The organism is Rhizobium sp. CC1099 (assembly GCF_029714385.1).
GTDB lineage: Bacteria > Pseudomonadota > Alphaproteobacteria > Rhizobiales > Rhizobiaceae > Rhizobium.
In genome coordinates this window covers 1,610,657-1,624,408 of sequence record NZ_CP121641.1, presented here as the reverse complement: position 1 = coordinate 1,624,408, position 13,752 = coordinate 1,610,657, and the positions used below count along the sequence as shown (strand labels likewise).

13 protein-coding genes are annotated in these 13,752 nt (G+C 59.6%); 1 reads left to right on the top strand and 12 read right to left on the bottom strand.

Annotation, left to right across the window (positions count from 1 at the left end; genetic code table 11):
- Nucleotides 1-39: 39 nt before the first annotated feature.
- From QA644_RS08400 to pcsA, 11 genes are all read right to left on the bottom strand, one after another.
- Complete coding sequence (locus QA644_RS08400) at nucleotides 40-792, bottom strand: FadR/GntR family transcriptional regulator (RefSeq protein ID WP_074068082.1); 753 nt, start codon at nucleotides 790-792, stop codon at nucleotides 40-42.
- An 11-nt stretch (nucleotides 793-803) separates the two neighbouring features.
- On the bottom strand, nucleotides 804-1,772 hold the full coding sequence (yjfF, locus tag QA644_RS08395) for a galactofuranose ABC transporter, permease protein YjfF (RefSeq protein WP_283071929.1): 969 nt from the start codon (nucleotides 1,770-1,772) through the stop codon (nucleotides 804-806).
- Nucleotides 1,769-2,785, bottom strand: coding sequence for an ABC transporter permease (locus tag QA644_RS08390; protein ID WP_239598843.1), 1,017 nt, complete (start codon nucleotides 2,783-2,785; stop codon nucleotides 1,769-1,771). Before QA644_RS08390 ends, yjfF begins: the two co-directional genes overlap by 4 nt.
- Entirely contained in the window at nucleotides 2,782-4,305 is a 1,524-nt protein-coding gene (gene ytfR, locus QA644_RS08385; RefSeq protein WP_239598844.1) for a galactofuranose ABC transporter, ATP-binding protein YtfR, read from the bottom strand. The genes QA644_RS08390 and ytfR overlap by 4 nt, the downstream gene beginning before the upstream one ends.
- 117 nt (nucleotides 4,306-4,422) lie before the next feature.
- Nucleotides 4,423-5,385: a galactofuranose ABC transporter, galactofuranose-binding protein YtfQ gene (gene ytfQ, locus QA644_RS08380; protein WP_022715566.1), complete on the bottom strand. Its 963-nt coding sequence runs from the start codon at nucleotides 5,383-5,385 to the stop codon at nucleotides 4,423-4,425.
- 144 nt (nucleotides 5,386-5,529) lie between these two features.
- The gene (locus QA644_RS08375) at nucleotides 5,530-6,603 is read right to left on the bottom strand and encodes a BMP family ABC transporter substrate-binding protein (protein ID WP_039844855.1); all 1,074 of its coding nucleotides are present in this window, start codon (nucleotides 6,601-6,603) and stop codon (nucleotides 5,530-5,532) included.
- A gap of 47 nt (nucleotides 6,604-6,650) precedes the next feature.
- On the bottom strand, nucleotides 6,651-7,568 hold the full coding sequence (locus tag QA644_RS08370; protein WP_283071925.1) for an ABC transporter permease: 918 nt from the start codon (nucleotides 7,566-7,568) through the stop codon (nucleotides 6,651-6,653).
- Nucleotides 7,565-8,662 carry an ABC transporter permease gene (locus QA644_RS08365; RefSeq protein WP_239598849.1) on the bottom strand — a complete coding sequence of 366 codons (1,098 nt, stop codon included), beginning with the start codon at nucleotides 8,660-8,662 and terminating at the stop codon, nucleotides 7,565-7,567. Before QA644_RS08365 ends, QA644_RS08370 begins: the two co-directional genes overlap by 4 nt.
- Complete coding sequence (locus tag QA644_RS08360; protein ID WP_283072348.1) at nucleotides 8,652-10,217, bottom strand: ABC transporter ATP-binding protein; 1,566 nt, start codon at nucleotides 10,215-10,217, stop codon at nucleotides 8,652-8,654. Before QA644_RS08360 ends, QA644_RS08365 begins: the two co-directional genes overlap by 11 nt.
- A 52-nt stretch (nucleotides 10,218-10,269) precedes the next feature.
- Nucleotides 10,270-11,250 (bottom strand): quinone oxidoreductase, encoded by a 981-nt coding sequence (locus QA644_RS08355; protein WP_239598851.1) that lies wholly within the window; start codon nucleotides 11,248-11,250, stop codon nucleotides 10,270-10,272.
- A 9-nt stretch (nucleotides 11,251-11,259) separates the two neighbouring features.
- The gene (gene pcsA, locus QA644_RS08350; RefSeq protein ID WP_239598852.1) at nucleotides 11,260-11,988 is read right to left on the bottom strand and encodes a phosphatidylcholine synthase; all 729 of its coding nucleotides are present in this window, start codon (nucleotides 11,986-11,988) and stop codon (nucleotides 11,260-11,262) included.
- A gap of 243 nt (nucleotides 11,989-12,231) precedes the next feature.
- Between pcsA and QA644_RS08345 the strand changes: the two genes are divergently transcribed.
- Nucleotides 12,232-13,044 (top strand): ferredoxin--NADP reductase, encoded by an 813-nt coding sequence (locus QA644_RS08345; protein ID WP_283071922.1) that lies wholly within the window; start codon nucleotides 12,232-12,234, stop codon nucleotides 13,042-13,044.
- A 46-nt stretch (nucleotides 13,045-13,090) separates the two neighbouring features.
- Here QA644_RS08345 and QA644_RS08340 read toward each other — a convergent pair whose 3' ends face one another.
- A complete protein-coding gene (locus QA644_RS08340; RefSeq protein WP_239598854.1) occupies nucleotides 13,091-13,705 on the bottom strand; it encodes a GntR family transcriptional regulator in 615 nt (204 codons plus the stop codon).
- Nucleotides 13,706-13,752: the final 47 nt, after the last annotated feature.

The following is a 13,752-nucleotide window of genomic DNA, read 5'->3' as shown; positions in this document are numbered from 1 at the left end:
ATAGCAGCAAGGCGAACCGGCGACAAAGATGAATTTGGATCAGGCGGAAACCTCGGAGAACGCCGCATAGGCGTCACGCACATGTTTGCGGCCTTCAACGATAACATCTTCCATCGCCTTGCGGGCGCCGGCAACGTCGCCGGCGACGATCGCATCGACAATGCGCATATGCGTGTCGGCAATGTTGGCGAAACCGTTCTGCGATGGCGGCGTGCTCAGGCGGAACATACCGACGAGGGCCGCCTCGATCAGACTTCCGAGCGTGCGCATGAATGGGTTGTGGGAAGCATCCGCGACGGCGAGATGGAATTTCAGGTCGGCGAGCGCAAGGCTCTCGGTCGTGTGGCCGGGCGCAGCCATATCGAGCGCCAATGCACGCAGCGTCGCGATGTCATCGGCGTTTGCACGTTCTGCCACAAGGCCCGCGGCAAAAGGTTCTACAGCAAGGCGGATGTCGTAGAGTTGCAGCAGGAATTCTTCAGTGACGCCGTGGTCGAAGTGCCAGGCAATGATCTCGCTGTCGAACATGTTCCAGAGGTTTTTCTCCGTCACACGCGTGCCGACGCGGGCCTTGGCAACAACCATGCCCTTGGCTGCAAGCGTCTTCATCGTTTCGCGAAGGACGGTGCGGGAGACCTTGAAGCGCTGGGCAAGCTCGACGTCGCCGGGCAAAATCGAGCCGACCGGATAGGTTCCGGCGACGATGGCCTTGCCAAGCTCGTCCACGACCTGCGCGTGGCTCGTGCGGGTCTTCCGGCCGGTCCTTCGTGTCTCAAGCAAACGGTTGCGCAACAAGTCCTCCGTCAGGCGTACCTCTTGTTCAAACTGGACAAGAACAGGATGGCCTTTTGCATCAGGATAAACGCAAAGAGCAAAAAGCCGATCAGGATTTTCGTCCACCAGCTCGAGAGCGTCCCGTCGAAGGTGATGTATGTCTGAATAAGCCCCTGTATCAGGAGACCGATGAAGGTTCCTGCTACGAATCCTGCTCCCCCGGTCAGAAGAGTCCCCCCAATGACCACCGCCGCGATGGCGTCAAGCTCGACACCGACCGCCGCCAGGGAATATCCGGCAGACGTATAGAGCGAAAAAACGATTCCGGATAGGCCCGCCAAAAAGCCGGAGAGCGCGTAGATCCGGATGGTCGTCGGGCCGACCGGCACACCCATCAACTCCGCCGTCTGGACGCCGCCGCCGAGCGCGTAGACATTTGCTCCGAAGCGGGTGCGATGCGCAATGAAGACGCCGGCGATGAAAACCAGCAGCATGACTCCGCCGACCAGCGTCAGGCGTCCGCCGCCCGGCAGACGATAGTAAATGCCGGTCAGCGTCGAATAGTAATCGTGATCGATGGGGATACTGTCGATCGAAAGCACGTAGGACATGCCGCGCGCCAGGAACATGCCGGCAAGCGTCACGATGAAGGCCGGCATCTTCAGATAGTGGATCACCGCGCCCATCAATCCACCGAAGGCAGTGGTGATGACGAGAACCAACGCAAAGGCTACCAGCGGATGAATCGAGGTGTCCCGCAGCACGACGGCAAGGAACACGCCGGTAAAGGCGATGACCGAGCCGATCGAAAGGTCGATACCGCCCGAGATGATGACGAAGGTCATGCCGACCGCGGCAATTCCCAAAAAAGCGTTGTCGGTCAGCAGATTGCCGGCGACGCGGGTTGAGAGCATGTTCGGGTACTGCAGCGCGCAGGCCGCATAGGAAAGGACGAAGATGACGATGGTTGCCAGGAGCGGCAAGTATTTCGAGTTCATTTCAACAGCTCCGCTCTGACTTCCGGCTTGCGGCTGAAGAAGACTGCGGCGGATTGCAGCGCAGGCGACTGGATGATGAGAATGATCAGGACGATCACGGCCTTGATGATCAGGTTGAATTCCGGGGGGAAACCGGATAGCAGGATGCCGGTATTGACCGCCTGGATGATCATCGCCCCGATCAGCGAGCCGAGGATGCTGAAGCGCCCGCCGAGGAGAGAATTACCACCCACGACGACCGCAAGGATCGCATCGAGCTCCAGCCAGAGACCGGCATTGTTGGCATCAGCACCCTTGATGTCGGCGGCCACGATAATGCCCGCGATCGCCGCACAGAGCGCGCTCAGCATATAGACCGCCATCAAAAGAACGGGCGTGCGAACCCCGGAGAGCGTGCTGGCACGGCGATTGATGCCGACCGATTCGATCAGCATGCCGAGTGCGGTCCGCCTGACGAGCAGGATCACCATCGCGCCGGCGATCAGCCAGATCACGACGGGCATCGGCAAAAAGGCGAAGGAGCCGCTGCCGAAGAATATCAGACCCGGATCATTGAAAGTCATGATCACGCCTTCGGTGATCAGCTGGGCGATGCCGCGTCCGGCGACCATCAGCACAAGCGTGGCGATGATCGGCTGGATATTCAGGATCGCCACCAAGAAGCCGTTCCAAACGCCGCAAAGCAGCCCGACGCAGAGCGTCGTGATCAGAGTGTAGGCCAGCGAATTACCGGAGACGATCGACGATGCGGCAACCGCACCGCAGATCGCAATGACGGCGCCGACGGAAAGATCGATGCCCTTCGTCGCGATCACCAGCGTCATGCCGATGGCGAGCAGGGCAACGGGGGCGCCGCGGTTCAGGACGTCGATCAGACTGCCATAGAGGCGGTCATTCTGAACGACGACATTAAAAAACTGCGGAAACATGATGAAATTCAACAAAAGAATGACGGCCAGCGCAATCAATTGCGGCGCCAGGCGTATGGCAAGCGCCCTCAGCGAGGAACTCATGCATCCTCCATTTTCTGTTCGGCCGCGACAATCGCGTCGATGATGTGGGATGCCGTCAAGCGGTCTCCAGCAAGCTCGGCAATGTGCTCGCGGTCGCGAAGGACGACGACGCGTGAACTATAGGCGACAAGCTCTTCCAATTCAGATGAAATCACGATCAGCGACATGCCCTTTGCACAAAGCTCCTCGATCAGCCGGATGATCTCCGCATGGGCACCGACGTCGATGCCGCGCGTCGGCTCGTCGAGGATCAGGAAATCAGGATTGGTGGCAAGCCAGCGCGCGAGGATGGCTTTCTGCTGGTTGCCGCCCGAAAGCAGCCGGATCGGTTTCTCACGGTCGGTCGTGCGGATATCGAGCGCCTTGATATATTGGTCCGCAAGAGCATTCTGTTCGCCGCGCGACAGCGGTCTTGCCCAGCCGCGGCGGGCCTGAAGCGCCAGCGCGATATTCTCTCGGATCGACAGATCGCCGATAATCCCGTCGGTCTTGCGGTCCTCCGGGCAGAAACCGAATCCGTGCCTGATCGCAGCGCGCGGGCTCGACAGCGCCACAACCTTTCCATCGATCACCGCCCTGCCGCTGTCGGCATGCTCTATGCCGAAGAAAAGTTCTGCCGTCTCGGTACGTCCGGAACCGAGCAGGCCGGCTATGCCGACGACTTCACCCACGCGAATGTCGAGATCGAAAGGCTTTACCTTGCCGCGCTTGCCATAGCCCTCGAAGCGATATTTGACGCTGCCCGCAGCGGCCGTGCGTTCCTTTGCGGCCTCTTCCGTCTGCGCCAGTTCGCGGCCGAGCATCATCGGGATCAGCGCCTGCCGTGGCAGTTCCGCCACTTCCCGGGTGCCGACAAGCCTGCCGTTGCGAAGCACCGTGATACGGTTGCTGATCTCGTAAACCTGTTCAAGAAAGTGTGTAATAAAGACAATGCCTAATCCACGCTTCTTCAAGTCATTGATGACATTGAAGAGCATCGCGACTTCGTGCGTATCAAGGCTCGCGGTCGGCTCGTCGAGGATCAGAACCTTGCCGGAAAGATCGACTGCACGGGCAATGGCGATCACCTGCTGGACGGCGACGGAGAAGCGCTCGAGCTGTGCCGTGACATCGATGTCCAAGCCATATTGCGCCAGCAGCTCGCGCGCCATCCGGTTCATCGCGCGCGTATCGACCATGCCGAAACGGCGCGGCTGACGGCCAAGGAAAAGGTTCTCGGCGACGCTGAGATTCGGCAGGAGGTTCACCTCCTGATAGACGGTCCCGATGCCGAGCCTCTGTGCCGCCAGCGTATCGGCGGGATCGATCTCGCTGCCCTCGAGCGCAAGTCTTCCCTCGTCGCGGCGATAGGCGCCGGTCAGGCATTTTATGAGTGTGGATTTGCCGGCTCCGTTTTCGCCGAGCAGCGCATGGACTTCGCCCTTGCGAAGCGTGAAATCGACCTTGTCCAACGCGACGGCGCCGGGGAAGAATTTCGATATTCCGGACGCGACGAGAACGTTCTCGAAATCGTGAATCATGGCTCGATATTTTCCAGATATGACCGCTCATGCCCTTGCACTTGCCGGACATGATGTCCCGCTCGCACGGGCAGCGCCGCACCGGTCCATGAGGGACCGGTGCGGCAACAGTGTCAATTAGTAACCGAGGCCCTTTTTGGCTTCGTAGACCTTCATCGGATCATCAGCCGGCGTGTAGAGCTTCGATTCCGTCTGGATCCACTTCGGCGGCTCCTTCTTGTCCTTCAGATAGGCGTCAAGCACATCGAATGCCGGGCCGGCCATGTTCGGCGTGAGCTCGACCGTCGCGTTGGCTTCGCCTGCCGCCATCGCCTGGAAGATGTCCGGAACGGCGTCGATCGAGACGACGAGGATATCCTTGCCGGGCTTCAAACCGGCTTCCTTGATCGCCTGAATGCCGCCGACGGCCATATCGTCGTTGTGGGCATAAAGCGCGCAGATGTCCTTACCGCCGTTTTCAGCCTTCAGGAAGCTTTCCATGACTTCCTTGCCCTTGGCGCGGGTGAAGTCGCCGGTCTGGCTGCGGACGATCTTGAAGTTGTCGTGGCCGGCAAGCGCCTCCTCGAAGCCCTTCTTGCGGGCAATCGCCGGCGAGGAACCGGTGGTGCCTTGCAGTTCGACGATGTTGCACTTCTTGTCGCCGGCATTCTTGACGAGCCACTCGCCCGCAACCTTGCCTTCATGGACTTGGTCGGAGGTCACAGCCGTCAGATAGAGATCATCCGGAGCCTTGATGGTACGGTCGAGCAGGATGACCGGGATTTCGGCTTCCTTGGCTTCCTTGAGGACATCGTCCCAGCCGGTTTCGACGACGGGAGCGAGGAAAATCGCGTTGACGCCTTGTGCAACGAAGGAGCGCAGCGCCTTAATCTGGTTCTCCTGCTTCTGCTGGGCATCGGAAAATTTCAGATCAACGCCGCGCTTCTCAGCTTCCTGCTTCGTCACCGTCGTCTCAGCGGCACGCCAGCCGGACTCCGAGCCGATCTGTGAAAAGCCCACGACAAGCTCAGCTGCAGATGCGGAACCGAACATGCAGGCAGCCAGAACCGTGGCACTCAAAAGTGCATTTTTCAATTTCATGATTGTCTCTCCCAAATGCCGCTCCTCGCGGCGCACGAGAGAAAAAATCATATAGTATTACTTTTGTAAATTACTATTTTAGGATGGCTCGCAAAAAAAGGCGCTCAGAGAGGGAGCGCCTTTTGCAACTGTGAAATGCAGCGATTATTGCGGCAGTTTGTCGTCGACGCCTTGGATGTAGAAGTTCATCCCGAGCAGCGTGCCATCATCGGCCTTCTCGCCATCCTTCAGCCAGGGCGTACCGTCCTGCTTGTTGATTGGGCCGGTGAAGGGATGCAGTTCGCCGGACTTGATCTTGGCCTCGGTTTCTTCGGCCATCTTCTTCACGTCGTCCGGCATGTTCGTGTAGGGCGCCATGGTCAAGATGCCGTCTTTTAGGCCGTCCCAGATCTGTTCAGACTTCCACGTCCCGTCGAGCAGGGCCTTTGTGCGCTTGGTATAGTAAGCGCCCCATGTGTCGACGATTGCCGTCAACTGGGTCTTCGGACCGGCCTTGATCATGTCCGACGCCTGACCGAAGGCCATGATGCCGCGTTCGGCAGCAACCTGCATCGGCGCCGTGGTGTCGGTGTGCTGTGTCAAGATGTCGACGCCCTGGTCGATCAGTGCCTTGGCGGCGTCGGCTTCCTTGCCCGGGTCGAACCAGGTATTGGCCCATACGACTTTCAGCTTGAAGTCGGGATTGACGGACTTCGCGCCGAGTTCGAATGCGTTGATCCCCATCACCACTTCCGGAATCGGGAAGGAAGCGATGTAGCCGGCGAGGCCCTTCTTCGACATCTTGGCGGCGATCTGGCCCTGAATGTAGCGGCCCTCATAGAAGCGCGAATTGTAGGTCGCGACGTTTTCCGCTGCCTTGAAGCCCGTTGCGTGTTCAAACTTCACCTTCGGGAACTTCTGGGCGACCTTGACGGTGGCATCCATGAAGCCGAACGAGGTGGTGAAGATCAGCGAGCAGCCGGAGCGGGCCATGCGCTCGATCGCGCGCTCGGCATCCGGGCCTTCCGGAACGCTTTCGAGGTAAGGTGTTTCGACCTTATCGCCGAATTCCTTTTCGACCTGCAGGCGGCCGTTTTCATGGGCTTGCGTCCAGCCGCCGTCCGTGCGGGTGCCGACATAGATGAAGCAGACCTTAGTCTTGTCTGCGGCTTGTGCGGCCGAGCCGACGCTGATGACAAGCGCAGCGGTTGCCGCAAGTGCGAGTGCTAGTTTCTTCATTTTAGCCCCTGTTGGTTGGGAGTTTGAAACCCGTCTGTTGTTGTGCGTCACCGGTCAGGCACGAAAGCCTTGCCAAGCGATGCCGGCGTGTTGATCAACGTCGTGCGCCGATTATGAGAAATGATGATGAGAACGACAATAGTCGCGGCATAAGGCAGCATCGAAAGAAACTGCGACGGAATGCCGATCCCAAAGGTCTGCGCGTGAAGCTGGCCGATCGAGACCGCACCGAATAGATAGCCTCCCGCAAGCACCCGCCACGGCCGCCAGGACGCAAAGACGACGAGCGCAAGCGCGATCCAGCCGCGTCCCGCCGCCATGTTCTCCACCCATTGCGGCGTATAGACGAGCGAAAGCTGGGCGCCGGCAAGCCCGGCACAGGCGCCGCCGAACATGACCGCCAGGTAGCGGGTACGAATGACATCGATCCCGAGCGCGTGTGCCGAACTGTGATTGTCGCCGATCGCCCGCAACTTCAGGCCCCTGCGGCTTTTGAAGAGGAACCAATTGATGCCGATGACGAGCGCGATCGACAGGTAGAAAACCAGATCCTGATGAAAGAGCACCGGTCCGATGAAGGGAATGTCGGAAAGATACGGAATGTAGACCTGCGGAACCTTGATACCGGGGATGCCGACATAGCTCTCGCCGAGCATCCCGGAGGCCCCAAGCCCGAGGATCGTCAGCGCAAGGCCGGTCGCGACCTGATTGGTTACCAGCGTCAGCGTCAGGAAGCCGAAGAGAAGCGAGAACACTCCGCCGGTCGCGATACCGGCCAGCAGGCCGATATAAGGCGATCCGGTGGCCTGGGCAGCCGCAAAGGCGCCGACAGCGCCCATGATCATCATACCCTCAACGCCCAGGTTCAACACTCCGGCGCGCTCCGTCACAAGTTCGCCGAATGCAGCGATCACGAGGGGCGTGGCGGCCGTGATGACGGTCAGCAAGATGGCTTCGAAGATCATTGCGCCACCTTTCCGGTGACTGCCTGCACCCGCGACCAGACGATCCTGATCCTGTAGAAGATCAGCGTGTCGCACGAGAGCACGAAAAACAGCAGGAGCCCCTGGAAGACGCGCGTCACCTTGTCGGACACCCCGATCGAGAGCTGTGCCGCCTCGCCGCCGAGATAGGTAAGCGCCAGCACTAGGCCGGAGGCGATGATGCCGAGCGGATTGAGGCGTCCGAGAAAGGCGACGATGATCGCCGTGAAGCCGTATCCCGGCGAAATGGCCGGCTGCAGGTGGCCGATCGAACCAGACACTTCGGAAATACCGGCGAGACCGGCAAGCGCGCCGGACAACAGAAAGCTGAACCAGATCATCCGCCTCGAGGAGAAGCCCGCAAAGCGCCCTGCCCGCTCGGACTGGCCGAGCACGACGATCTCGAAACCCTTCAGCGTATAGCGCATCATAAACCAGACGAGGATCGCCGCGAGGATCGCGAAGACGAAGGCCCAGTGCGCGCGTCCCGACTCTTCCCAGATAGCCGGAAGGACCGCCTCCGGAGCAAAGTCGCGCGAAACGGGAAAATTGAAGCCCTTCGGATCGCGCCAGGCACCACGGATCAGCCAATCGAGGAAAAGCTGGGCGATATAGACCAGCATCAGCGAGGTCAGGATTTCATTGGTATTGAAGTGCGCCTTCAAGAGTGCCGGGATGGCGGCGAAGAGCGCGCCGCCGATGGCGCCCATGATGAGCATCAGCGGCAGCACGAGCGGCGAATGCCAATCGTAGAAGACGATCGGCAGGATCGAGCCTGCGATCGCGCCGATGGTGAACTGGCCCTCGGCACCAATATTCCAGTTGTTCGAGCGGTAGCAAACCGAAAGGCCGACTGCGATCAGGATGAGCGGCGCGGCCTTGATCGCCAGTTCGTGCAGCGACCAGACTTCAAGCAAGGGTTCGACGAAGAAGGCGTTCAGCGCCCCGACCGGATCCTTGCCGAGCAGAGCGAACATGATGCTACCTGCAACCAGCGTCAGCACCAGTGCCAGGAGCGGCGAAACGAACCCGAAGAGTTTCGAGACCTGTGGCCGTTTTTCGAGTTCAATGCGCATCGGCGGTCTCCGCGGCAGGCCCGCTTTCATGCAGACCGCCCATCAGTATGCCGATCTGCTCGCGGGTCAGTTCACCGGCCGGGAACGGCGGCGAAAGACGCCCTTCCGAGATGACGGCGATATCGGTTGCGACTTCGAATATCTCATCGAGGTCCTGACTGATGACGACGACGGCAGAGCCGGCGCGTGCGAGATCGACGAGCGCCTGACGAATGTGGCTCGCAGCCCCCGCGTCGACGCCCCAGGTCGGCTGATTGACGACGAGGACCGCCGGCTGGCGGTCGAGCTCCCGGCCGACGATGAACTTCTGGAGATTGCCGCCCGACAACGCCCCTGCGTCGGGATCCTCACCGCTCTTGCGGACGTCCATGTTTTCCGAAATGCGTTTTGCCGCACTCCTCACCGCTCCGCGCCGGATGACCTTGAGAAAGCCACCGCCAAGGAACGCCTTGCGGTCCGACTGGCTGCGCGCGAGCACCACATTATCCGAAAGCTGCATGGCCGAAACTGCGGCGTGGCCGTGGCGTTCTTCTGGAACGAAGCCTGCACCGAGCAGACGGCGGGCGGTGATGCCCTGCGTGCCGACAGGCTTCCTGCGGATCATGATCGCCTCAGGCTGCGCCACCGGATATTCGCCGGACAATGCGTCGAAAAGCTCACCCTGCCCGTTTCCGGCGACACCGGCAATCGCCAGGATCTCGCCGGAGCGGACCGCAAGCGACACATCTCTGAGCGGTGTGGCAAAGGGCGTGCGCGGAGCGATCGAAAGGCTCGTTACTGCAAGTTGAACGTCCCCCACATTGCCGCGATCGGGATGGCTCACGCTCGGCACGTGGGAGCCGACCATCATTCTGGCGAGGGAACCGGGAGTCTCCCGCTTCGGATCGCAGGCGCCGGTAACCCTGCCGTGGCGAAGCACGGTTGCGCGATCGCAAATGCGCTGCACCTCCTCGAGGCGATGGCTGATATAGAGCACAGAGCGGCCCTCCGCCTTCAGCTTGAAGAGCGTTTCGAAGAGTTTGTCGGCCTCCTGCGGCGTCAGAACCGAGGTCGGCTCGTCGAGGATGATCAGCTTCGGATTTTGCAGCAACGCGCGGACGATTTCGATGCGCTGACGCTCCCCGACGGAAAGGTCGGCCACATGGGCGTGCGGATCGAGCGGCAACCCGTAAGCGCGCGACAATGCCCTCGCCTCTTCGGCGATCCGGCCGATCGGAATCTTGTCATCGAGGGAGAGCGCGATGTTTTCGGCGACCGTCAGGGCTTCGAAGAGCGAAAAATGCTGGAAGACCATGCCGATGCCGAGCTTGCGGGCTTCTCCAGGCGCGCCAACCGCAACCGGCTTTCCCTCCCAGATAATATCGCCGGCCGACGGCTCCAAAACGCCGAACAGCATCTTCACCAGCGTGGACTTGCCTGCGCCGTTCTCTCCGAGAAGCGCGTGGATTTCGCCCGGAGCGATATCGAGATCGATTTCGTTGCAGGCGGTAAAGCTACCGAAGAGCTTCGTCAGTTTCTGGACCGACAGTAACGCACCGGACGGCAGCGCATTCAATGACGACACGTTCCCCTCATTTCCCTCTGCCGACCTGTCCGTTCCGGATCGTTTATGGGATCAGCAGCGTAGTTCCCGTAGTTCTTCTTGTTTCTAGATCCGTGTGAGCCCGTCCCACCTCACGCAACGGATAGGTTTGGTTGATATTGATACGCACTTTGCTGCTTAGCACAATATCAAATAGCGCGTTTGCACAGGCGGTCAGTTCATCGCGCGTGGCAATGTAGGTGAAAAGCGTCGGCCTCGTTGCATAAAGCGAGCCCCGCTGCGCCAGCATCGCCATCGTGAAATTCTCAATAGCGCCAGAGGATTGACCGAAGGATACAAACATGCCGCGCGGCTTCAGGCAGTCGAGCGATTGCGGGAATGTATCACGGCCGATCGAGTCATAGACGACGTCCACGCCCTTGCCGCCGGTGACCTCACGAACGCGGTCGAGGAAGTTTTCCGTCCTGTAGTTGATGACGTGATCGTAGCCATGCTCAAGCGCGAGCTTCACCTTGTCTTCCGAGCCGGCGGTACCGATCACGGTTGCGCCCAGCGCCTTTGCCCATTGCCCTGCGATGAGGCCGACGCCGCCGGCGGCAGCATGGAAAAGCAGAACCGTCTCAGGACCGACCTTGAATGTCCGGTTCAGCAGATATTCGGCGGTCATGCCCTTCAGCATCATCGCGGCTGCTGTTTCCAGGCTGATCGCGTCGGGCACCTTGACGAGGTGCTTGGTCTCGACATTCCGCTCGACGCTGTAGGCGCCGTCGGCACCGGCATAGGCAACCCGGTCACCGACTGCGAAATCGTTGACGCCAGGTCCGATCGCCGTCACGGTGCCTGCCGCTTCCTTCCCGGCGATGAACGGCAGATGCGCCGCCTTATAAGTTCCATCGCGGAAATACACGTCGATGAAATTGAGCCCGATTGCAGCGTGCCTGATCTGGACCTCGTCGGCGGATGGCGGCGGCAAATCGACATCGACATACTCAAGAACTTCAGGACCGCCAGTGCGGCTGAAAGCAATCGCCTGCGTCTTTGTCATAACCGCCTCCTATTCGCTACGTCCCAGCGCCGGGAAGTACTGCAGTACGGCGCCGATGCAATAAAGATAGACACCGCTGATCACGAAGAGAATAATGGCCCATTGCGGCATGCTGAAGTGCATGAGCAGTGAATACATGCCGAGCGCCGACCAGAAGAAGAAAACGCCGAGATTGATGAACCGCAGACGCTGGACGCGCACCGGATGCAGGAAATTGATTGGCAAGAAGGTAAGGATCACCGAGACGATCACCACCGTCAGGGCGGTCGCAGCGCTTGCGTCGATGACGAAGAGCGTAAAGACGATCATATTCCAGACGACAGGGAAACCGGAGAAGAAATACTCCTCGGTCTTCATGCCCATATCGGCATAGTAGATGGCGCTCGACACGACAATCATGCCGGCGGCGGCAAAAGACCACGGTTCACCGATCATGCCGCTCTGGTATAGTGCGAAAGCCGGCAAAAGCACGTAGGTGACATAATCGATGATATTGTCGAGCGTGTCGCCCGACCAGTTGGGCAGCACCTCCTTCACCCGCACCTTACGGGCGATGGGACCGTCGATGCCGTCGACGAGCAGAGCAAGGCCCAACCACCAGAACATGTCGATGAAGCGGTGTTCGGCGGCGGCGACCACGCCCAGAAATGCGAGGAAAGAGCCGGACGCCGTCAAAATATGGACGGAAAAGGCGCGTATCTCTGCATAAGGAACGCGCTTGTAGTTGAAAATCTTCATGTTTCGCCGTACCGCCTGCCGCCGCTTAAACCTGTGGGCAGCGTTTTGGCCTAATATGCATCCTTTGCCCCGCTTCGCCAGCGCAAAAGCAACAAGATCACGCAGGCATTGATTCATGACAATGATACGCATATTTCCTACTGATAGCGTCGCAGAGAATGGAATGCCTTTAATTTCCAGCGTATTTGTAATATCTGCCTCGCATCAGACCGATCATGCGACGAATACGGGATCCGATACCGAATGAACGCTCCAGCAAAGACCGAAGATTTCGCCTCCGCCGTTCCGGCAAATGTCTATGCCGAAACGGTGCTGAGCGTCACGCACTATACGGACCGGCTCTTCCGCTTCACGATGACCCGGCCGCAGGGTTTCCGTTTCCGTTCCGGCGAGTTCGCGATGATCGGCCTCATGGTCGATGGCAAGCCGATTTTTCGTGCCTACTCCATTGCAAGCCCAGCCTGGGCCGAAGAACTCGAATTCTTCTCGATCAAGGTGCCGGACGGCCCGCTCACATCGCATCTCCAGGGCATCAAGCCGGGCGATCAGGTTCTGATGCGCAAGAAGCCGACGGGTACGCTGGTGCTCGACGCGTTGACGCCCGGCAAGCGGCTTTACATGTTCTCGACCGGAACGGGCATCGCGCCCTTCGCAAGCCTTATCCGCGACCCCGATACCTACGAGAAGTACGAGGAAGTGATCCTCACCCACACGACGCGCGAGGTCGCGGAACTGAAATACGGCTTTGATCTGATAGAAGAGATCCGGAACGACGAACTGCTGAGCGAGATCGTCGGCGACAAACTGCGTCACTATGCGACGGTCACCCGCGAGGATTTCGAATATCGCGGTCGCATCACCGACCTGATCTCCTCCGGTAAGCTCTTTACCGATGTTGGCGTTCCGCCGCTCGACCCGGCAATCGACCGCGGCATGATCTGCGGCTCTTCCGCCATGTTGAAGGACACTAAGGAACTGCTCGAAAAGGTAGGCTTTGAAGAAGGCGCCAACAGCAAGCCGGCCGAGTTCGTCATCGAACGCGCCTTCGTCGGCTGACGGTTTTTGGATTGTTGATTGAACGGCTCCGGAGACGGGGCCGTTTTCATTTGTGGCTGAGATAGTCGATCAAGGCCGCCATTGCCTGCCGTGATTCTTCCACCTTGCCCTGCTGGATCGCGCGAATAACCGTGACGTGCAGCGTGATCGAGCGGTCCATCCGCTCCGGAGTGGCAGTCGAATACCAAAGACGGCGTGAATGTGTCTGCACGGGCCCGAGCGCCGCGGTGATGAACGTATTCGGGCAAGCCTCTTCGAGAAGCTCGTCGAATGCCTTGTCGGCAGCGAAGAAGGCGGCAAGATCGCCATTGACCGCGCAATTGGTCATTGTGCGGGCGCAGTCTATCAGCGCCCCTCGCTGCTCGTCCGTCGCATGCTTCGCGACCAGCGACGCAGCAATAGGCTCCAGTTCCCTGCGTACCTGCATGACATTGGCATGATCGTCCGGTTTGATCTCTGCCACCTGCAGCCCGACCCGCGGCCTGACGATGATGAGGCCCTGCCAGGCAAGCTTCTGTATCGCTTCGCGCACCGGCGTACGGCCGTGACCGGCAATATCGATCAGCTGCTTTTCGGTCACCAGCGCGCCCGGCTTCAACACCAGCGTCACAATCGCGTGTTCAAGTGCGAGATAGGCCAGATGGCTTTGTGAACTCTGCATTCGATAGTCCATACTTCATTCTGATATATCAGATATTGACACGACGC